Annotated in this window: 20 protein-coding genes; 13 read left to right on the top strand and 7 right to left on the bottom strand. The window is 63.8% G+C overall.

The genetic code is table 11. From position 1 onward, the window contains the following. Nucleotides 1-224: 224 nt before the first annotated feature. The 3 genes from NLY36_RS14525 to leuC all read left to right on the top strand — a co-directional run bounded on the left by NLY36_RS14525 (nt 225) and on the right by leuC (nt 3,412). Entirely contained in the window at nt 225-1,031 is an 807-nt protein-coding gene (locus tag NLY36_RS14525; protein ID WP_023736774.1) for an amino acid ABC transporter permease, read from the top strand. A gap of 58 nt (nt 1,032-1,089) precedes the next feature. Then, the gene (locus NLY36_RS14520; protein WP_023736775.1) at nt 1,090-1,725 is read left to right on the top strand and encodes a class I SAM-dependent DNA methyltransferase; all 636 of its coding nucleotides are present in this window, start codon (nt 1,090-1,092) and stop codon (nt 1,723-1,725) included. Between the two features lie 277 nt (nt 1,726-2,002). Further along, nucleotides 2,003-3,412, top strand: a complete 1,410-nt coding sequence (gene leuC, locus NLY36_RS14515; RefSeq protein WP_023670518.1) for a 3-isopropylmalate dehydratase large subunit — start codon at nt 2,003-2,005, stop codon at nt 3,410-3,412. A 106-nt stretch (nt 3,413-3,518) separates the two neighbouring features. Here leuC and NLY36_RS14510 read toward each other — a convergent pair whose 3' ends face one another. Continuing rightward, nucleotides 3,519-3,830: a hypothetical protein gene (locus NLY36_RS14510; RefSeq protein WP_023670517.1), complete on the bottom strand. Its 312-nt coding sequence runs from the start codon at nt 3,828-3,830 to the stop codon at nt 3,519-3,521. 163 nt (nt 3,831-3,993) lie between these two features. On the opposite strand from NLY36_RS14510, the gene NLY36_RS14505 reads away from it, so the two are divergent. Next, complete coding sequence (locus NLY36_RS14505; RefSeq protein WP_023736776.1) at nt 3,994-5,190, top strand: GGDEF domain-containing protein; 1,197 nt, start codon at nt 3,994-3,996, stop codon at nt 5,188-5,190. 37 nt (nt 5,191-5,227) lie between these two features. On the opposite strand, the gene NLY36_RS14500 is transcribed toward NLY36_RS14505, so the two are convergent. Beyond that, complete coding sequence (locus NLY36_RS14500; RefSeq protein WP_023670515.1) at nt 5,228-5,599, bottom strand: hypothetical protein; 372 nt, start codon at nt 5,597-5,599, stop codon at nt 5,228-5,230. 253 nt (nt 5,600-5,852) lie between these two features. On the opposite strand from NLY36_RS14500, the gene NLY36_RS14495 reads away from it, so the two are divergent. From NLY36_RS14495 to NLY36_RS14465, 7 genes are all read left to right on the top strand, one after another. Continuing rightward, nucleotides 5,853-6,323, top strand: a complete 471-nt coding sequence (locus NLY36_RS14495) for a hypothetical protein (protein ID WP_023736777.1) — start codon at nt 5,853-5,855, stop codon at nt 6,321-6,323. Between the two features lie 240 nt (nt 6,324-6,563). Then, nucleotides 6,564-6,983, top strand: coding sequence for a succinate dehydrogenase, cytochrome b556 subunit (gene sdhC / locus NLY36_RS14490; RefSeq protein WP_023683884.1), 420 nt, complete (start codon nt 6,564-6,566; stop codon nt 6,981-6,983). Continuing rightward, entirely contained in the window at nt 6,983-7,381 is a 399-nt protein-coding gene (gene sdhD, locus NLY36_RS14485; protein WP_023683885.1) for a succinate dehydrogenase, hydrophobic membrane anchor protein, read from the top strand. Before sdhC ends, sdhD begins: the two co-directional genes overlap by 1 nt. Before the next feature lies 1 nt (nt 7,382). Next, nucleotides 7,383-9,212 carry a succinate dehydrogenase flavoprotein subunit gene (gene sdhA / locus NLY36_RS14480; RefSeq protein WP_023687711.1) on the top strand — a complete coding sequence of 610 codons (1,830 nt, stop codon included), beginning with the start codon at nt 7,383-7,385 and terminating at the stop codon, nt 9,210-9,212. Nucleotides 9,213-9,252: 40 nt separating this feature from the next. Further along, nucleotides 9,253-10,032, top strand: a complete 780-nt coding sequence (locus NLY36_RS14475; RefSeq protein ID WP_023670510.1) for a succinate dehydrogenase iron-sulfur subunit — start codon at nt 9,253-9,255, stop codon at nt 10,030-10,032. Between the two features lie 65 nt (nt 10,033-10,097). Beyond that, entirely contained in the window at nt 10,098-10,844 is a 747-nt protein-coding gene (locus NLY36_RS14470; protein ID WP_023730237.1) for a nucleotidyltransferase domain-containing protein, read from the top strand. Further along, entirely contained in the window at nt 10,841-11,470 is a 630-nt protein-coding gene (locus NLY36_RS14465; protein ID WP_023736778.1) for a YceH family protein, read from the top strand. The genes NLY36_RS14470 and NLY36_RS14465 overlap by 4 nt, the downstream gene beginning before the upstream one ends. A gap of 209 nt (nt 11,471-11,679) precedes the next feature. Here NLY36_RS14465 and NLY36_RS14460 read toward each other — a convergent pair whose 3' ends face one another. Then, nucleotides 11,680-12,105, bottom strand: a complete 426-nt coding sequence (locus tag NLY36_RS14460; protein ID WP_023670508.1) for an OsmC family protein — start codon at nt 12,103-12,105, stop codon at nt 11,680-11,682. Nucleotides 12,106-12,324: 219 nt separating this feature from the next. Between NLY36_RS14460 and NLY36_RS14455 the strand changes: the two genes are divergently transcribed. Together NLY36_RS14455 and NLY36_RS14450 are read left to right on the top strand one after the other, a co-directional pair. Continuing rightward, the gene (locus NLY36_RS14455) at nt 12,325-12,540 is read left to right on the top strand and encodes a hypothetical protein (RefSeq protein ID WP_023736779.1); all 216 of its coding nucleotides are present in this window, start codon (nt 12,325-12,327) and stop codon (nt 12,538-12,540) included. Then, nucleotides 12,537-12,893, top strand: a complete 357-nt coding sequence (locus NLY36_RS14450; protein WP_023670506.1) for a YciI family protein — start codon at nt 12,537-12,539, stop codon at nt 12,891-12,893. Before NLY36_RS14455 ends, NLY36_RS14450 begins: the two co-directional genes overlap by 4 nt. A 24-nt stretch (nt 12,894-12,917) precedes the next feature. Here NLY36_RS14450 and NLY36_RS14445 read toward each other — a convergent pair whose 3' ends face one another. Genes NLY36_RS14445 through NLY36_RS14430 form a run of 4 tightly spaced genes read right to left on the bottom strand, consistent with a single transcriptional unit; the run spans nt 12,918 to nt 18,606 of the window. Further along, nucleotides 12,918-14,522 carry a GMC family oxidoreductase gene (locus NLY36_RS14445; RefSeq protein ID WP_023736780.1) on the bottom strand — a complete coding sequence of 535 codons (1,605 nt, stop codon included), beginning with the start codon at nt 14,520-14,522 and terminating at the stop codon, nt 12,918-12,920. Continuing rightward, nucleotides 14,519-16,054, bottom strand: a complete 1,536-nt coding sequence (locus NLY36_RS14440; RefSeq protein WP_023736781.1) for an FGGY-family carbohydrate kinase — start codon at nt 16,052-16,054, stop codon at nt 14,519-14,521. The genes NLY36_RS14445 and NLY36_RS14440 overlap by 4 nt, the downstream gene beginning before the upstream one ends. Further along, entirely contained in the window at nt 16,047-16,886 is an 840-nt protein-coding gene (locus NLY36_RS14435; RefSeq protein ID WP_023736782.1) for a class I fructose-bisphosphate aldolase, read from the bottom strand. Before NLY36_RS14435 ends, NLY36_RS14440 begins: the two co-directional genes overlap by 8 nt. Beyond that, nucleotides 16,798-18,606, bottom strand: a complete 1,809-nt coding sequence (locus NLY36_RS14430; protein WP_023736783.1) for a glycerol-3-phosphate dehydrogenase/oxidase — start codon at nt 18,604-18,606, stop codon at nt 16,798-16,800. Before NLY36_RS14430 ends, NLY36_RS14435 begins: the two co-directional genes overlap by 89 nt. Between the last annotated feature and the right edge of the window lie 28 nt (nt 18,607-18,634).

Here is an 18,634-nt window from a genome sequence, read left to right as displayed (position 1 = left end):
CCGCTGACCCCCCTTGCGCGGGAGATGCCCGGCAGGGCAGAGGGGGGTGTGAAGGATCGCCTCCCTTTTGTTTTGAGCTTTTCCAAAGAGGCCAAAGGTTGTGACTGTAACCGTTTGACAGGTTGGAGGGACAGCACCCCCCTCTGTCCTGCCGGACATCTCCCCCGCAAGGGGGGAGATCGGCAGATCTTGCGAGCGCAGCTGTTCACCAGCGTTGGGCATTGATGCTCGCCTCAACCTCAAAACCCGATTTTCCCTGGTGGCTTGCCGCCGCGATCGCGCTCGCCGTCGTCGCTGCGCTCTCCATTGCCGCCAGCGATCTCTACGCCCAGGTTTTTGCCACCGTCGCCAAAGGCATCGGCATCACCATTCTTGTCACCGTGGTCGCCTTCGCGCTGGCTTCCGCCACCGGGCTCGGCATTGCGCTGATGGGGTTGTCGGGGTCGCGTTGGCTCAGGCAGATCGCTCGTTTCTATGTCGAGATCATCCGCGGCGTGCCGATCCTGGTACTGTTGTTCTGGATCGCCTTCGCCGGCGCGCCGGCCTTCGTGGCTGCGTGGAATGCGCTGACCGCGCCGCTACAAAACGCCGGCTATCTCGGCGAGCTTTTGGTGCGCGACGTGTCGCTGTTGTGGCGTGCGATCATGGCGCTGACCATCGGTTATTCCGCCTTCATCTCCGAGGTTTTTCGCGCGGGCATCCAGTCGGTCGAGAAAGGCCAGATCGAGGCTGCCAAGGCGCTCGGGCTGACGCGCACGCAGCGCTTCCGGCTGATCGTCTTCCCACAGGCGGTCCGCACCATCCTGCCGCCGCTCGGCAATGACTTCGTCGCCATGGTCAAGGATTCCTCGCTGGTCTCGGTGCTCGGCGTCGCCGACATCACGCAGATGGGCAAGATCTACGCCGCCGGCTCGTTCCGCTTCTTCGAGACCTATACGATCGTCGCCTATATCTATCTCATCCTCACCGTCAGCCTGTCGCTGGCGCTGCGGGGGCTGGAGCAACGACTGCGGCGGGCGCAGCAGGAATAGAAGTCCGACGCGGGCACGGCTACGATCGCGGAGGACAGGATTCCGGAGGATGCAGGCGATGACGATCGACAAGGCCAATGCGGCGCTGGGTACCGTCTATTCGGCCGACACGCCGGAAGGGCTGGCCAAGGCCTATGCAGACTGGGCCGCGACCTATGACGGCGAGACCGCTTCGCTCGGCTATCTGCTGCCGTTCCTGATCACCGCCTGGGTGGCGCGCCATGTGAAGGTGGGTGAAGGCCCGCTGCTCGACGCCGGCTGCGGCACCGGCCTGTCAGGTCCGTCATTGAAGGCGCTGGGTTATCACGACATTGCCGGCCTCGACCTCTCCGACGACATGCTGAAGATCGCCGGCAGCCGCAATGCCTATGGCGATCTGAAGCAGGCAATGCTCGGCGGGCCGCTGCCCTGGCCAGACGGGCATTTCCGCGCCTTCTTCTCGACTGGCGTGTTCACCATCAGCCATGCGCCGGCGTCCGGCCTGCACGAGCTTGTCCGCATCACCAGAAAAGGCGGCCACGCCATCTTCACGGTGCGCGACCAGGTGTTTGACAGCGGCGGCTTCCAGGGCGTGTTCGATGAGTTGGAACGGGCCGGGAAATGGCGGCCGGTCGAGCAAAGCCCATGGTTCCGCTGCTATGCGATCGCCGAGCCGGATGCGTTGGTAAAGACTTTTGTGTTCGAGGTGCTTTGAGCGCCGCCCCTTCCCTTTCTCTTACAAGGGGAGAAGCGAAAACACGCCGCAATTGCCGAAAAGCCAAAACATTGGTATGAGCCACGCCATGGAAGAGCTTTTTGGCGATCCGGCCTATAAGGGTTTCGTGCTGCAGGACAGAAAACGCCTGCCGTCGCGTTTCTCTTCGCGCATTTCCGGCGCGCTCACCAGCCGACTTAGCTAAGCCGCTTTCGCCGGGCCGAAGGCTTAGGCGCGTCTGCCCTTCCCCTTTTTGCAAATCGACGGACTTACGCACATGAGCGCACCGCGCACCCTCTACGACAAGATTTTCGACGACCATGTCGTCGATCGCCAGGATGATGGCACCTGTCTGCTCTACATCGACCGCCATCTCGTCCATGAAGTGACCAGCCCGCAGGCCTTCGAAGGTCTGCGCATGACCGGCAGAAAAGTCCGGCATCCGGAAAAGACGCTGGCCGTGGTCGATCACAATGTCTCGACCTCGCCCGAGCGCAAGTTCGGCATCAAGAACGAGGAAAGCCGCATCCAGGTCGAGGCCTTGGCCAAGAACGCTAGGGATTTCGGTGTCGAATATTATTCCGAGAACGATATCCGCCAAGGCATCGTCCACATCATCGGGCCGGAGCAGGGCTTCACGCTGCCTGGCATGACCATCGTCTGCGGCGACAGCCACACCTCGACGCATGGCGCCTTCGGCGCATTGGCACATGGCATCGGCACCTCCGAGGTCGAGCATGTGCTGGCGACCCAGACGCTGATCCAGCGCAAAGCCAAGAACATGCTGGTGCGTGTCGATGGCCAGTTGCCGGAAGGCGTCACCGCCAAGGACATTATCCTCGCCATCATCGGCGAGATCGGCACCGCCGGCGGCACCGGCTATGTCATCGAATATGCCGGTGAGGCGATCCGCGCGCTGTCGATGGAAGGCCGCATGACGATCTGCAACATGTCGATCGAGGGCGGCGCGCGCGCCGGCCTGATCGCGGCCGACGAAACCACCTTCGCCTATGTCAAGGGCAAGCCGCGCGCGCCGAAGGGCGCGTCGTGGGACGCCGCGCTCGAATACTGGAAGACGCTGCAGTCCGACGAGGGCGCGCATTTCGACAAGGTGATCGTGCTCGACGCGGCCAAGCTGCCGCCGATCGTCTCCTGGGGTTCCTCGCCCGAGGACGTCGTTTCGGTGCAGGGCGTCGTTCCCAATCCGGAAGAGATCACGGACGAGAACAAGCGGACGTCAAAGATCCGCGCGCTCGACTATATGGGGCTGACGCCGGGCACGAAGATCACCGACATCACGCTCGACCGCGTCTTCATCGGCTCCTGCACCAATGGCCGCATCGAGGATCTGCGTGCGGTGGCCAAGGTGGTCGAAGGCAAGACGGTGAGTGCGCATGTCGATGCGATGATCGTGCCGGGCTCCGGTCTGGTCAAGGAACAGGCGGAGGCCGAGGGTCTCGACAAGATCTTCATTGCCGCCGGTTTCGACTGGCGCGAGCCGGGCTGCTCGATGTGCCTGGCCATGAACGACGACCGGCTGAAGCCGCATGAGCGCTGCGCCTCGACCTCGAACCGCAATTTCGAGGGCCGGCAAGGCTTCAAGGGCCGCACCCATCTGGTGTCGCCGGCGATGGCGGCGGCGGCGGCGATCGCCGGCCATTTCGTCGACATCCGCGACTGGAAATAGCGCAGACTGTTTCAAGCCTGATCTGAGCTTATGCAAACCCCGAACGGCAAAACCGTTCGGGGTTTTGTTTAATGGGCGCCGCTCTAAGACCCTTGGGGTATATGCCCTAGCCGGCACGCCGGATGATTTCATGAAATTCCTCCCGGCTGCCGGGTTCGTCGGCCGCGACCACCAGCGCCAGTTCGCGCTCGTCGAAGATCTTGAACCACTCGTCCCATTCGACCAGCTCGTAGCCGCCTGCGTTGACCGGGCGTTCAGGTTGATCCTGGTCCTGATAGGCGTGCTGGCCGAAGACGAGCCTCAGCAACGGCTGCGTTCCGGTTTCGGGCGATACATCGACGATCGCCGGAAATCCGGCGCGCCCTGCGGCCCATGAGCGAATTGCTTCGTGGTCGGTCAGCGTGATCGTGTCGGCCATGAATAACTTCTCCTTGATTGCTGTCACGAAACGCCTGCCTCAGGTCCCGGTTCCGTGCAGCAGCTTCATCAGTGGCGACTTGCATATTCGTCCCGGCTTAACCGCTTGTTGGGGCTTGCGCTCTAAGGTCTTCCCTGACGTCAAGCGGGGAAGTCACCGTCCTTTGGACACCGGCCTGTTCATAGCGCTGCTCAATCCGACGATCGCGCTGGCGCTCGGCGCGGCGTTCCTCGTGCTATGGTTCTATCAGCGCCACCGGCCCTATCTGGCTGTGCTCGGCACGAGCTATTGCGTGTCCGCGCCCGGCTTCCTGCTGCAGTATTTCACGCTGCCCGGCGGCATGGTGCTGACCAAGCTGGTCTCCAACCTCTGCTTCACGCTCGCCGCCTGTTGCCTCGTCGGTGCGATCATCTCACGCTACGGCAGGCGCGTGCCCTATATCGCGATCGGCATTCTGGCGGGTGGCGGGATGGTGGCATTCTGCTGGTTCCTGTTCGTCCAGCCGGACTTGACTTGGCGCATCCTGTCGATCAATTTCGGCTTTGGCGGCCTCAGCCTGCTGGTCGCCGCCGAGCTGCGCGCCGTGCGCAAGAACGGCCCGACGGAAAAAATCCTGTTCGTACTGTCGCTGCTGTCCGGGCTGAACTTTATCGGCCGCACGCTGCTCGTCGTCATCTCGCACGGGCCGTTCACCAGCTATGACGGGTTTTATGGCTCGTCCTACTGGACGACGGCGCTTTTGACGCACGCGCTGCTGTCGTTGCTGATCGCGCTCTGCCTATTCTCGGCAGCTGCGCTCGACGTGATGAAGGCGCTGAAGACCGAGACGCACACCGATCCGCTGTCTGGCCTGCTCAACCGCAGGGGTTTCGAGGAGCGCGCCTTGCTGGTGCTGCAACACTGCGCCGCCGCCAAGGTGCCGGTCGCGCTGGTGCTGGCCGATCTCGATCACTTCAAGGCGCTCAACGACAAATATGGACATGCCGCGGGCGACCAGGTGATCGCCGACTTCGCCGCCAAGCTTCGCGCGGCCGCCGGCACGCGTGCGGTTGCCGGCCGCATCGGCGGCGAGGAGTTCGCCGTGCTTCTGTCGCTGAGCGATCTTGCCACGGCGCGGCTGTTTGCCGAAGCCGTGCGCACGCACTATTCGGCCGGCAGTGTCGACGGGTTGCCGCCGGGCACCAGGGTGACCGCGAGCTTCGGCGTCGCGGCGCGCACCGGCGACGAAGGGCTGGAGCCGCTGATGCGGCGCGCCGACGAAGCGCTCTACAAGGCCAAGAAGAACGGCCGCGACAGCGTGCGGCTTTCCTATGAGCGGGCCGAAACGGTGTTCATCCCGGATACAGGCAGCGTCGGTTAGCGTCTCGCTTAAACGGCCTCTCGGCCGTGCCGGATCATCAGCGGCAAGGGCTGAGGTTGGGCATTTCGCCGTCGGAGAGGCCGTACATATAGGAGCGGCCCTTCACGAACACCGGCGGCTGGTAGCAGCCACGCCTGGAGATGTGATCCGCCTCGTCTTCATAAAGGACTTCCGGTTCCGCTTCCGGCTGACCGGCGCTGGTATAGTCGGACAATTTCTTGGCCAGCCTGCCTTGGCCGACAATGATGCGCTTGTAGCCGGCGGCGCTGTCGATGACGAGATTGCCCAGGGAATCGGCATAGACACGGTCATGATGACGCGACCAGGCCATTGCCGGGGCGGCGAAGCCGAGACTGGCCGCAGCCAGCACAAGCGCCGCAAGGCGCTCTCTTCCTGAATTCGAAAGCATGGTGTCCTCTCTGATGTGGACCCGATCGAATCGGAAATTAACCTTTTCTTAATCTTTGTTAAGAGGGCAGGCGCATCCGGCGGCGATCTCTCGCCAAACATGGTTAATATCCGACGGGATGGAAAACCCGGGCGTCATCATTCGGCCATGCTTGCCCGCACCATCGGCCGCGACGCACACAACTACGCTGACGTCGGGTGAGCTTGATCTTGGTGGAACATCGCGGCTAGTTAGCCGCGCAGGAGGACAGCATATGGCGTTACGCCGGACGTTTCGGGTGACGCTGTTGTCGATCCCCTTGCTGACTGCCGCAGCCTGCGTGCCGCAGAACGGCGCGCCGACGGCGGTGAATACCGTACCACCCACTGTCGCGCCCGCGCCGGCTCAGCAGTCCGCCCCACCTGTGGCGCCCCCGGCTTCCGCAACGGCTCCTGCAGCACCTGCCGCACCGCCAGCCAAGATTGTCACCGACCTTACGGCCCCGCGGTCTGCTGTCGGCACGGCGACTTACAGATGCGGCAATGGCGGTGTGATCACCATCCAGAATCTCGGCACGGCGCTGCGCGTTGTCAGGCCAGACGGCACGACCGAGGAGTTTGCCGCATCACCCGCCAACCAGTCCAGCCGCTACCAGGAAGCGGCGTCGCATGACGCAATCGTGATCGACGCGCGCGAGGCGCTGGTGATGAAGAGGGGCTCGACACCACAGACCTGCAAACGATAGCCTGGCGTCGATTGCAAAGGAAATGCCGCACTGCAGCGAACGGTGCGCCGGCTTTCGACGGTGGCCAAATCGATTGAAGCGAAACAGCAGCCTTTTGTCAGACTAAATGACGTTTTCAAAACGATTTTCCGGCTTTGACGCGGTGCAAAAAGAGCATTAGAAACCGGCTGTCTGAAGTCATATATCGAGGCGGTAAGTGCCGCTTTCCACCGCGGCTCCGGACATCGAACTGGGGCAGCCATGAGCAAATCACCAGCCACCCGAACCGCCAGACGTGAACGGCCGCTCTCGCCGCACCTGACGATTTACCGCCCACCGATCACCATGACGATGTCAATCATTCATCGCATCACTGGCGGGGCGCTGTATTTCGGCACGCTGCTGGTCGCCGCGTGGCTGATGGCGGCGGCGAGTTCGCAAGGCGCTTTCGATTGGATCAACTGGGCCTTCGGCACCTGGCTCGGCCGGCTCATCCTGTTCGGCTACACCTGGGCGCTGATGCACCACATGCTGGGCGGCGTGCGCCATCTCGTCTGGGACACCGGCGCCGGGCTGGAGAAACACACGGCATCGAAGATCGCCTGGGCGACGCTCGCCGGTTCCATCCTGCTCACGCTGCTGATCTGGGTCGCCGGCTACATGGCGCGGGGAACCTTGTGATGAGCGGCACGAACAACAACGATATGCGCACGCCGCTGGCCAAGGTCCGCGGTCTGGGCTCGGCCCGCGAAGGCACCGGGCATTTCTGGCGACAGCGGCTGACGGCCATTGCCAACATCCCGCTGATACTGTTCTTCGTCGGGTTCCTGATCGCGCTCAATGGCGCCGGCTTCGCCGAGGTGCGGGCGGCGCTCGCCAGTCCGTTCGTGGCGCTGGTGTTGGCGCTGGTGCTCGTTTCCGGTCTCACCCATATGCGTGTCGGCATGCAGGTCATTATCGAGGATTACGTGCATGCCGAAGGCATGAAGCTGGCGCTGATCGCACTCAGCACGTTTTTCACCATAGCGGTCGGCGTCGCCTCGATCTTCGCCCTGCTCAAACTGGCATTCGGAGGCTGATTTGGCCAAGGACGCGAAATCGGCCACCGGCTATACCTTTGTCGACCACAAGTTCGACGTGGTGGTCGTCGGCGCCGGCGGCGCCGGCCTGCGCGCCACGCTCGGCATGGCCGAGCAGGGCCTGCGCACGGCCTGCATCACCAAAGTGTTCCCGACCCGCTCGCACACGGTGGCGGCACAAGGCGGCATTGCCGCGTCGCTGTCCAACATGGGTCCGGACTCCTGGCAGTGGCACATGTACGACACCGTCAAGGGTTCGGACTGGCTGGGCGACGTCGACGCCATGGAATATCTGGTGCGCGAGGCACCGGCGGCGGTCTACGAGCTCGAGCATTACGGCGTGCCGTTCTCGCGCACCGAAGAGGGCAAGATCTACCAGCGGCCGTTCGGCGGACACATGATGAATTATGGCGACGGCCCGCCGGTGCAGCGCACCTGTGCTGCCGCCGACCGCACCGGTCACGCCATCCTGCACACGCTCTACGGCCAGTCGCTGAAGAACAATGCACAGTTCTTCATCGAGTATTTTGCGCTCGACCTGATCATGGAACCGGACGGCACCTGCACCGGCGTCGTCGCCTGGAACCTCGACGACGGCACCATCCATCGCTTCTCCGCCAAGATGGTGGTGCTGGCGACCGGCGGATATGGCCGCGCCTATTTCTCGGCGACGTCGGCGCACACCTGTACAGGCGACGGCGGCGGCATGGCGGCACGGGCCGGCTTCCCGTTGCAGGATATGGAGTTCGTGCAGTTTCATCCGACCGGCATCTACGGCGCCGGCTGCCTGATCACCGAAGGCGCGCGCGGCGAGGGCGGCTATCTCGTCAATTCCGAGGGCGAGCGCTTCATGGAGCGCTACGCGCCGTCGGCCAAGGACCTGGCCTCGCGCGACGTCGTCTCGCGTTGCATGACGCTGGAGATCCGCGAAGGCCGCGGGGTCGGCAAGAACAAGGACCATATCTTCCTGCATCTCGACCATCTCGATCCGGCCGTGCTGCATGAGCGGCTGCCGGGCATTTCGGAATCGGCCAGGATTTTCGCCGGCGTCGACCTGACCAAGGAGCCGATCCCCGTGCTGCCGACGGTGCACTACAATATGGGCGGCGTGCCGACCAATTACTGGGGCGAGGTGCTGAACCCGACTGTCGAGAATCCTGACCGGGTGTCACCCGGGCTGATGGCGGTCGGCGAGGCCGGCTGTGCCTCCGTGCACGGCGCCAACCGGCTGGGCTCGAACTCGCTGATCGATCTGGTGGTGTTCGGCCGCGCCGCCGCAATCCGCGCCGGCCAGGTCATCGACCGCAATTCGGCGATCCCTTCGCCCAACGAAGCCTCGGTCGAAAACATCATGGACCGCTTCGACCGGCTGCGCCATGCCAATGGCTCGACGCCAACCGCCGTTCTGCGTGAGAAAATGCAGAAGGCGATGCAGGAAGACGCCGCCGTGTTCCGCACACAGGAGTCGCTCGAAAACGGCTGCAAGCGCATTTCGCAGATATGGACCGAGCTCAAGGACCTGAAAGTCTCCGACCGCTCGATGATCTGGAATTCCGACCTGGTCGAGACGCTGGAGCTGGAAAATCTGATGGCCAACGCCATCACCACGGTCTACGGCGCCGAGGCGCGCAAGGAGAGCCGCGGCGCGCATGCGCGCGAAGATTTTTCGGCCCGAGACGACATTATCTGGCGCAAGCATACGCTGGCCCGGCTAAGCGAGGACGGCCAGGTGAGCCTCAGCTATCGTCCCGTGCACACCGAGCCGCTGGTGGCGGAAAAGGACGGCGGCATCAGTCTTGCCAAGATCGCGCCGAAGGCCAGGGTATACTGACCATGGTGCCGAAGACCGTCATCCGAAAGGATCTGAGGTAATGGTCGAACTCACGCTTCCCAAGAACTCCAAGGTGCAGCCGGGCAAGACCTGGCCGAAGCCGGAGGGCGCCACCAACCTGCGGGAATACCGCATCTACCGCTGGTCGCCCGACGATGACGAGAACCCGCGCATCGACACCTATTTCGTCGACATGGACGATTGCGGGCCGATGGTGCTCGATGCGCTGCTCTGGATCAAGAACAAGATCGACCCGACGCTGGCGTTGCGCCGCTCCTGCCGCGAAGGCATTTGCGGCTCCTGCGCCATGAACATCGATGGCTCCAACACGCTGGCCTGCACCAAGGGCTGCGACGACATTTCCGGCGCCGTCAAAGTCTACCCGCTGCCGCATATGCAGGTGGTCAAGGATCTGGTGCCCGACCTCACCAATTTCTACGCCCAGCACGCCTCGATCCAGCCATGGCTGAAGACAGTGTCGCCAGAGCCAGCCAAGGAATGGCTGCAGAGCCATGAGGACCGCGAAAAGCTCGACGGGCTCTACGAGTGCATCCTATGCGCCTGCTGCTCGACCTCGTGCCCGAGCTATTGGTGGAACGGCGACCGCTATCTCGGCCCGGCGACGCTGCTGCAGGCCTATCGCTGGCTGATCGACAGCCGCGACGAAGCCACGGGCGAACGGCTCGACGATCTCGAAGACCCGTTCCGGCTCTACCGCTGCCACACCATCATGAACTGCGCCCAGACCTGCCCGAAGGGGCTCAACCCGGCCAAGGCGATTGCCGAGATCAAGAAGATGATGGTGGAGCGCAGAGTCTGACGCCGCCGCTACCCGCCGACTTTTCGCCGGACGCCGTCGCGGCGCTGCGCGCCCGCCTCGATCTGGTGCGAAGCCAGCCTGTAAAAATCCTGTTTGCCATCGAAAGCGGCAGCCGCGCCTGGGGGTTTCCGTCTCCCGACAGCGATTATGACTGCCGCTTTGTCTATATCAGACCGGTAACCGATCACCTCGTGCTGCAGCAGGCGCGCGATGTGATCGAGTTTCCGATCGAAGGCGAGATCGATGCCGGCGGCTGGGATCTGCGCAAGGCGTTGCTGCTGGCGCTTGGCGGCAATGCCGTCATAGTCGAATGGGCGAAGTCGCCGATCGTCTATGAGGAGGTTTCGGGGTTTCGCCAGCGCCTTCTCGATTTGCTGGCCGAGATCGTCGATCCGGCGAAGGTATCGCACCACTATCTCGGCCTTGCGCGTTCGCATGTCGCCAAGATCGGCAGTTTCTCCGGCGAGGTGAAGCTGAAGAAGCTGTTCTATCTGATCCGCCCGCTCGTGGCGCTCGACTGGATGGAACAGCGCGGCTTTGCCAGCCTGCCGCCGATGAACCTTGGCGAATGCCTCGATCAGACCGAGATACCGGCTCAAGCCAGCGACGAAATCCGCGGCCTGATCGAGCGCAAAAGCCGGACGCGGGAGATGGGCTCGGGCCTCATCCCGACCGCAATCGCGCGCTATCTCGAAGCCCGCTATGGTCACCACGAAATGAACCTAGTCGGCCCCGTCAGGGACAAAGCCGGCCAAGCGCGCAAACATGCCCTTGCAACCGAATTTTACCGCCGGGAGGCTGAACTTCAATGAGCGATGACCTTCCCATTCTCAATCCCGTCGAAGCCCGTGTGCTCGGCTGCCTGATCGAGAAGAAGGAGCTGACGCCGGATGTCTATCCGCTGACGCTGAATGCAGCACTTGCAGCCGCCAACCAGAAGACGGCGCGCGAGCCTGTGATGGCGCTCGAGCCGACAGAGGTGCATCGGACGCTGAAGCTGCTCGAGCAGAAGGGGCTGGTGCGTCAGATGTTCGGCTCGCGCGTCGAGCGCTATGAGCATCAGATGGCGCAGCGCTTCTCGCTGACGAGGCCGCAGACTGCGGTGATCGGCCTGCTTTTGCTGCGCGGGCCGCAGACGGCGCATGAGTTGCTGGCGCGAGCTGAGCGCATGGCGCGGTTTTCGTCGATCGAAGACCTGCGCGCTGAACTCGACATGCTGATCGGCCGCCGACCGCCGCTGATCCAGGAAATACCGCGCGGGCCAGGCCAGCGCGAGGACCGCTACGTGCATCTGCTCGCAGGACCGGTGGACGTCGCGGCGTTATCGGTGCAGCGGAGCGCGCCGGCCTTGCCTGCTTCCGACCTGGAAGCGAGATTGGAGGCTCTGGAGCAGGAAGTCGCAGCCCTTCGCGCCCGGCTTGATGCGCTGGGCGCTTAATAGTTATCCGAGACGTTGGTGGGACAGCACCCCCCTCTGGCCTGCCGGCCATCTCCCCCTCAAGTGGGGAGATCAGATGTCACGCCGGCCTTCGCCAATCACGAACGTCGAAAGAAAGTGCCAGCTACCGGGCTTCCAATCTCCCCGGGAGATGCCCGGCAGGGCAGAGGGGGGCGCGAAGGATCGCTACCCCGGGCAAAATCGGCGGATCACCCCAGTTTCGCGTCGAGCGACACTTTGATGGCGCCGAGTGCCTTCGAAACCGGGCACTCCGCCTTGGCCTTCTCGGCCAGTTCCTTGAACTTCGCCGCATCAATGCCCGGCACCTTGCCGATCAGGGTGATGGCGCTGCCGGTGATGCCGGTGCCGGGCACCAGCGTCACCACCGCCTTGGCGTCGAGCTCGGTGGCGGGCGTGCCGTTCTCGGCCAGGAAATGCGACAGCTGCATGGCGTAGCAGCCGGCGTGTGCCGCCGCGATCAACTCTTCGGGATTGGTGCCGGATTTGCCGCTCTCGTCCTCGAAGCGAGCCTTGAACGAATAGGGCGTGCCCTTCAAGGTGCCGCTCTGGCTGTCGAGCGTGCCCGTGCCCTCCTTCAGATTGCCTTTCCAGACGGCGTTTGCGGTGCGGTCCATAAGATTCTCCTTGATTACAGCGACAGCGCCGGCCACGCGGCGTTCCCTCCAACTATAGCGCGGCGGCAGGGGAAGACCACCGCGCTGTTTCGGCCGGATGCGACGCCGGCGAGCCCTGCAAATCTTTTCTGAAAAATGTGCGTGCAAAAATGTCGACTTGCATCGGCGCCGGCCGTCCTGCGAGCGTCCACGGATTCTCGTGGCGGATGGAGATCCAAGATGAACAATCTGTTTTCTGCCCATTGGAACGACGCCGACAAAAGCGCGCGTCTACACGAGATCGAGTGCTCGCGACCTTCCGGCTTCGGCCGGCTGCTTGCTGTGGCCGCTGTGATCGGCATTGCGGTCTGCGTGCTCGACCACGCTGCTGCCGGCAAGGATGCCGCCGGCACCGTGATCGCCTATGGGTCGTCACAGCAAGGGAGCTGGAAATGAAATATGTCTGTCTGGTGTACGGCGAGGAAAAGGACCTCCATGCCATGACGCCGGAGCGTTTGGCCAAGCTCGACGCCGATTCGATGGCCTATGATCGGTCATTGGACCAGCAAGGCAAGCTGATCATCGCGCAGGCGCTGCAATCGGTGAAGACGTCGAAGACGGTGCGGCGGCGCCAAGGCAAGCGGCTGATCACTGACGGTCCGTTTGCCGAAACCAAGGAGCAGTTGCTTGGTTTCGTCATGATCGAAGCCGACACTCTCGAACAGGCGCTGGAGATCGCCGGCAAAATTCCGCTGGCCGAAATCGGCACCGTCGAAGTCAGGGCGATCTACGACGTGCCGGGGTCTTAAACTAGCCCCCGCTCCCCCACACATCTATGCAGGCCGGCGGATCATATCCGCCGCCTTCTCGGCGATCATCACCACTGGCGAGGCGGTGTTGCCGGAGACGATGCGCGGCATGATCGAGGCGTCGACGACGCGCAGGCCCTCGACACCGGTCACGCGCAGGTCCGGGCTGACGACGGCGCGGTCGTCGACACCCATCCGGCAGGTGCCGACCGGGTGGAAGATGGTCGTCGCGATCGAGCCGATCTGGTGCAGCAGGTCATCGTCGGACTGGTGGGCGAGGCCCGGCAGGATCTCCTCCGGCCGGAAACCGGTAAGCGCCTTCGCAGTCATGATGCCGCGCGCCTGGCGCACCGAGCGCAGCGCGATCTCGCGGTCGCGCACCGTCGAGAGGTAGTTCAGCCGGATCTCCGGCTGCACCGCCAGGTCGCGCGTCGTGGTATGCACGGAGCCGAGGCTGTCGGGGCGCAGATTGCAGACCGACATGGTGATTGCCGGGAACGGGTGCAGCGGGTCGCCCAGCCGGTCGGTAGACAAGGGCTGGACGTGGTACTCCAGGTCCGGCGTCGCCATCGACGGATCGGATTTCGAGAACATGCCGAACTGGCTCGGCGCCATCGACATCGGTCCCGAGCGGCCAAAGGCATATTGCAGCGCGATCTTCGCCTTGCCGCTCAGGCTGTTGGCAAGCGTGTTGAGCGTCAGCGCCGCCGACACTTTATAGACGGTACGGATCTGCAGATGGTCCTGAAGGTTCTCGCCGACATTGGGGCTGGCGTGAACCACATCGATGCCGAGCGCGGCGAGGCGATCCGGCTCGCCGACCCCGGAAAGCTCCAGCAGTTTCGGCGTGTTGATCGAGCCGGCGGTCAGCAGCACCTCGCTGGCCTTTGCCTCGATGGTTTGGCCGCCGACGCGATAACAAACGCCGATAGCACGCTTGCCCTCGAACAGCACCGTCTCTACATGCGCGTTGACGACCAGCCTGAGGTTCGGCCGTCGCAGCGCCGGGCGCAGGAATGCTTTGGCCGTGTTCCAGCGCACGCCCTTGCTCTGGTTTACTTCGAAGAAACCCGACCCCTCATTGTCGCCGTCATTGAAATCCTCGCGCGGCATGATGCCGAATTCCTTGGCCGCCTCCTGCACCGTGTTCAGGATCGGCCAGGACAGGCGTTGCCGCGCCACTTTCCATTCGCCGCCGGAGCCATGCAGCTTGGTCTTGCCGCCATGATGGTCCTCGGATTTGAGGAAGTAGGGCAGCACATCGTCCCAGCCCCAGCCGACATTGCCCATCTGCCGCCAGCCATCATAGTCTGCCGCCTGTCCCCGCATGTAGATCATGCCGTTGACCGAGGTGCAGCCGCCCAGCACCTTGCCGCGGGGATAGACCAGCGAGCGGCCGTTCAGGCCGGCTTCGGGGGCAGTCTTCATCATCCAGTCGGTGCGCGGATTGCCGATGCAATAGAGATAGCCGACCGGGATATGCACCCAGTGATAATTGTCGCTGCCGCCGGCCTCAAGCAGCAGCACGCGCGTCGCCGGGTTTTCGCTCAGCCGATTGGCCAGCACGCAGCCCGCCGTGCCTGCGCCGACGATGATGTAGTCGTAGTCGCCATCGAGCCGTTGGGTCATTGCGGTGGTTTACTCGGTGTTCTACTCGGTTCTGCCGCCTGTTCGTCCCAGAACGATCGCAGCGTATCGGCAAGGCCGCAATAGGCGCGATAACGCCTGTTGTAATGGTCCTGCATGGCCGGGTTCGGACGATAGGCGGCGCTTGACCGGGTCATGGCGTCGACGCCGGCCTCATAGTCGGCGAACAGGCCGGCCGCGACCCCGGCGCCGATTGCCGCGCCAAGCGCGCCGGTCTCGCGCGCCTCAGGCACGGTGATCGGCACCCCAAGCCCGTCGGCGAAGATTTGCGGCCGGTGCTCGCTGCGCGAGCCGCCGCCGGACAGGACCGCCTTGTCGAAGCTGACACCGGCGTCCTTCAGGACATTGATGTGGCGCCGGTGCTCGAACATCACGCCCTCGAACAGCGCGCGCAGCATATGGCCTTCCCTATGCCAGCCGGCGAGGCCGTAGAAGCCGGCGCGGAACTCCGCCCCTTGTCCCGACCCGTAGAGAAACGGGTGGAACATCGGATCGTCCCAGGTTGGCGTCACCGCGCCGACAGCCGCGTTGCAGTGGCCGAACGGATCGTCATAATGGGCACCGCGCTCGACGAGTTCGCGTACATACCATTCGAGATTGGCGGCCGATGTAGCGCTGGATTCGATGTTGACGAAACGGCCGGGACCGAAGCGCGCCACCATGAAAACATCTGGGTCGACGACCGGCGCGGTGGAGAAGACCTGATTGACCGACCAGGTGCCGGCGATAACAGAGGCTTCGCCGGGACGCACGACGCCGGCTCCCATGGCGCTGGCGACGACGTCGAAATAGCCGGCGATGACCGGCGTGCCTTCCGCCAGTCCGGTCTCTTCAGCCGCTTGTGCGGTGACCGCGCCGGCGATGTCGGCGCTGTCGCGCAATCGAGGCAGTTTGGCCTGCGCGTCCTCGATGCCGTAGAGCGCGAGAAGCTCGGAATCATAGACGCCTTCGGGCATGCGGACGAGGCCGCAACCGGACATGTCGGAGACGTCGCTCCCCCGCTCCCCTGTCAGGCGGTAGGTGATGAAATCCTTGCACAGCATCGCTGTGCCGGCCGCGGCATAAAGGTCGGGCGCATGCTGCTTGACCCAGGCCAGCAAGGTCGGCGTCTGCGCCGGCCATGGCTTTTGCAAGCAGATGGCGTGCAGCGCTTCGGCATTTCGCGCCGCCAAGGCCGCCGCCATGCCGGCGGCGCGGGTGTCGAGCGACTGGATGCCGATCAGCGGTTCGCCGGCACGGTCGACCAGATAAAGGCCGTTGCCATGGCCGGCGCAACCGATGGCGGCGATTCCGCGGGCATCGATGCCGGCCTGCGCGATGCAGGCGCGGATAGCGTCGCGCGCATCGGCCCACATGCCGCCGAGGTCGCGCTCGACATAGCCGGGTTGCGGCGTCTGCGAACGGCCGGCGACCGCATGCATGGCGAGCTGCCGCCCGGCATAATCGAACAGCACCGCCTTGATGATGGTGTTGCCGGCGTCGAGGCCGAGCAGATAGGCGGCTTGATCAGCCATTGTTGTAGATGTCCCAAGCCTCTTCGCCGGCGTCGTTGTGGATCATCGCCATCAACGCACTCACTACCGCCTTCGGATTGGCATGCTGATAGATGTTGCGGCCATAGACCAGCCCCTTGGCGCCTTGTCTGAGCAGGGCTGACGATTTTGCCAGCACCGTCTTGAGATCGTCCTTGCCGCCGCCACGCACCAGCACCGGCACGCGTGCCGCCTCGACGACGCGGTGGAAATCTTCCGCGTGCTCGGTCGGGTCGGCCTTGATGATGTCGGCGCCCATTTCGGCGGCGAGCCGCACCAGCGTTACGATCTTTTCCGCATCGCCGTCGACCTGGTAGCCGCCCCTGATATCGTTGGGCAGCATGACCAGCGGCTCGATCATCAACGGCATGCCGTATCGCTGGCAGGCGGCGCGGACCTTGGCGATGTTTTCGACGCATTGGCGAAACAGCTCCGGCTCGTCGGGCAGCATGAACAAATTGACGACGACGCAGGCCGCATCCATCTCCAGCGCGCCGATGATCGGCTCGTCATAATTCTGCAGCATCGACCACATCACGCGGTGGCGCTGGGCATTGTAGGGGTTGCCCATGTCGATGCGCATGACCAGCGCCGGCTTGTCCTTGTCTTGCCGCGACTGCAAGAGGTCGGCCTGGCCATAGGTCAGCTGCAACGCGTCGGGCCCCGCCGCGATCAGCGTGTCGATGACACGTGGCATGTCCTCCAGGCCAACGAGAAACCCCGGCTCATTGCAGACGCCGTGATCGAGCGCCACGTCGAGGCAATTGCCGTTGGTGAACATCCGGTTCATCCGGGCCTTGGTGCTGACTTTCATGTTCTGCTCCTGGGATCGTGCGTTGGTCGAGCATCTCTTGCGAGACGCCGTGATAGGTGTCGAGTTCGGCGCTGAGACTTTTTATCTCCTCGTCGCGGTACGGATCGCTCCAGCCGCGTTCGGCGGCCAGTACATCGGCGATGCGCTCGATTGATACCGTCGAGATGTCGCCGGCAATGGCAAGCGACGTGCGGCGCAAGACAACATCCGAGAGGCAGGTCACGAACTCATGCCGGGCGAGATAGACGATCTCGGCCGTCGTGGTTTCGGTCCTGTCGTCGAGCCTGATATCGTCGGGACGTCCGAGGCAGAACAGGATGATGTCGCGCGCGCCGCTGCCGTAGCGATCGACGAGATACGCGGCGCGGTCGGTACCGATCGCGAACTCACCGGCGAGATCGGCTGCCATCGATTCCAGATCTGCGGGGAAACCGAGGCCGCCGCCGATCGGCAGCGCCAGCGTGCCGCGAATGCGCTCGCGGCCAAGCTCGGCCAGCACTTCGTCGGCCGCCTGTTCGGCGAAGGCGCGGAAGGTCGTCCACTTGCCGCCGATCATGCAGAACTGTGGGATGCCGCCGGCTATGCGATGCACGGAATGGCCTCGCGATATCCTGCCGGTGAAGGCATGGTCGCTCTTCGGCAGCGGCCGGATGCCGCTATAGGTGAAGACGACGTCGGCGGCACGGACCGGAATGGACGGGAATACCAACCGCGCCGCCGCCAATATGTAGTCGGTCTCGGCCGGTTCGCAGCGCACGCGCCCGGCTTCGCTGACGCGGATATCCGTCGAGCCGACCAGCACCTTGCCGAGATAGGGAAACATGATGCAGACGCGACCGTCGGCATTCTCGAAGAAAATCATGTGACCGCCGAGCGCACGGTAGAGCGGCTCGTTGTCGAGGATGAGGTGCGAGCCCTTGGTGCCCTCGACCAGGGGCGACGCGGGCTTTTCGGAGGCGTCGAGCCGGGCGATCGCCGAATCGAGCCAGGCGCCTGTCGCATTGACGATCGCCTTGACGGTCACGGCGAAACGTTCTCCGCCAGCCGTGTCGGTGAGTTCGAAGGCCGACCCTACCCGCGCAATCTCAGCGCGGTTCAGCGCGAGGCTGTCGGGCGCCAGGCGTGCGGTATCGAGCAGCAATTCGATGCCGAGCCGTTCGGGATAGCTTATCCATGCGTCGTAGTAGGTCGCGGAAAAACGAAGGTTGGGATCGAGCGCCGGCCATTGCGCGAAGGTCGCCCTGGCGCCACGGAAACTGTGGCGCGGCAGCACCCGGCGCTTGCGCGTCGTCCAGTCGTAGAGCGCGAGGCCTGCCTTGATCGCCAGCGCGCCACGGCTGGAAGGCGTTTCCGAAAAGCCGAGAAAGCCTGCCGCGCCGTTCATCAGCCCGGAGAAGACGGAGCGGATCGGAATTGTCGTCGGCAGCGGCCGCACCATATGCGGCGCATTGGCCAGCAGCGCGTCGCGTTCGCGCAGCGATTCCTGCACCAGGCCGAACTCGCCATTCTCGAGATAGCGCAGGCCGCCATGGATCATGCGCGAGGGTGCCGCACTGCAGCCCGAACAGAAATCGTTGCGTTCGACCAGCAGAACTCGGAGACCCTGCAGCGCCAGTTCGCGGAAAACGCCGATGCCGTTTATGCCGCCGCCCATGACAACGACATCGAACGCGCCGTTGCGGCGGATCGTGTCGAGGATGACGGTTCTCTGATCAGGCATGGCTTTGCCGGGCAAGGTTGGGCCGTTC

The organism is Mesorhizobium sp. C399B, assembly GCF_030323185.1.
Lineage (GTDB): Bacteria > Pseudomonadota > Alphaproteobacteria > Rhizobiales > Rhizobiaceae > Mesorhizobium.
The sequence above is the reverse complement of the archived record's forward strand: the minus strand, read 5'-3'. Positions and strand labels throughout refer to the sequence as shown.

Excerpts from the sequence above, each read along its gene's own strand:
- NLY36_RS14525 (WP_023736774.1), top strand. The coding sequence starts at position 225 with ATGCTCGCCTCAACCTCAAAACCCGATTTTCCCTGGTGGCTTGCCGCC.
- NLY36_RS14520 (WP_023736775.1), top strand. The coding sequence starts at position 1,090 with ATGACGATCGACAAGGCCAATGCGGCGCTGGGTACCGTCTATTCGGCC.
- leuC (WP_023670518.1), top strand. The coding sequence starts at position 2,003 with ATGAGCGCACCGCGCACCCTCTACGACAAGATTTTCGACGACCATGTC.
- NLY36_RS14510 (WP_023670517.1), bottom strand. The coding sequence starts at position 3,830 with ATGGCCGACACGATCACGCTGACCGACCACGAAGCAATTCGCTCATGG.
- NLY36_RS14500 (WP_023670515.1), bottom strand. The coding sequence starts at position 5,599 with ATGCTTTCGAATTCAGGAAGAGAGCGCCTTGCGGCGCTTGTGCTGGCT.
- NLY36_RS14495 (WP_023736777.1), top strand. The coding sequence starts at position 5,853 with ATGGCGTTACGCCGGACGTTTCGGGTGACGCTGTTGTCGATCCCCTTG.
- sdhC (WP_023683884.1), top strand. The coding sequence starts at position 6,564 with ATGAGCAAATCACCAGCCACCCGAACCGCCAGACGTGAACGGCCGCTC.
- sdhD (WP_023683885.1), top strand. The coding sequence starts at position 6,983 with ATGAGCGGCACGAACAACAACGATATGCGCACGCCGCTGGCCAAGGTC.
- NLY36_RS14475 (WP_023670510.1), top strand. The coding sequence starts at position 9,253 with ATGGTCGAACTCACGCTTCCCAAGAACTCCAAGGTGCAGCCGGGCAAG.
- NLY36_RS14465 (WP_023736778.1), top strand. The coding sequence starts at position 10,841 with ATGAGCGATGACCTTCCCATTCTCAATCCCGTCGAAGCCCGTGTGCTC.
- NLY36_RS14460 (WP_023670508.1), bottom strand. The coding sequence starts at position 12,105 with ATGGACCGCACCGCAAACGCCGTCTGGAAAGGCAATCTGAAGGAGGGC.
- NLY36_RS14455 (WP_023736779.1), top strand. The coding sequence starts at position 12,325 with ATGAACAATCTGTTTTCTGCCCATTGGAACGACGCCGACAAAAGCGCG.
- NLY36_RS14450 (WP_023670506.1), top strand. The coding sequence starts at position 12,537 with ATGAAATATGTCTGTCTGGTGTACGGCGAGGAAAAGGACCTCCATGCC.
- NLY36_RS14445 (WP_023736780.1), bottom strand. The coding sequence starts at position 14,522 with ATGACCCAACGGCTCGATGGCGACTACGACTACATCATCGTCGGCGCA.
- NLY36_RS14440 (WP_023736781.1), bottom strand. The coding sequence starts at position 16,054 with ATGGCTGATCAAGCCGCCTATCTGCTCGGCCTCGACGCCGGCAACACC.
- NLY36_RS14435 (WP_023736782.1), bottom strand. The coding sequence starts at position 16,886 with ATGAAAGTCAGCACCAAGGCCCGGATGAACCGGATGTTCACCAACGGC.
- NLY36_RS14430 (WP_023736783.1), bottom strand. The coding sequence starts at position 18,606 with ATGCCTGATCAGAGAACCGTCATCCTCGACACGATCCGCCGCAACGGC.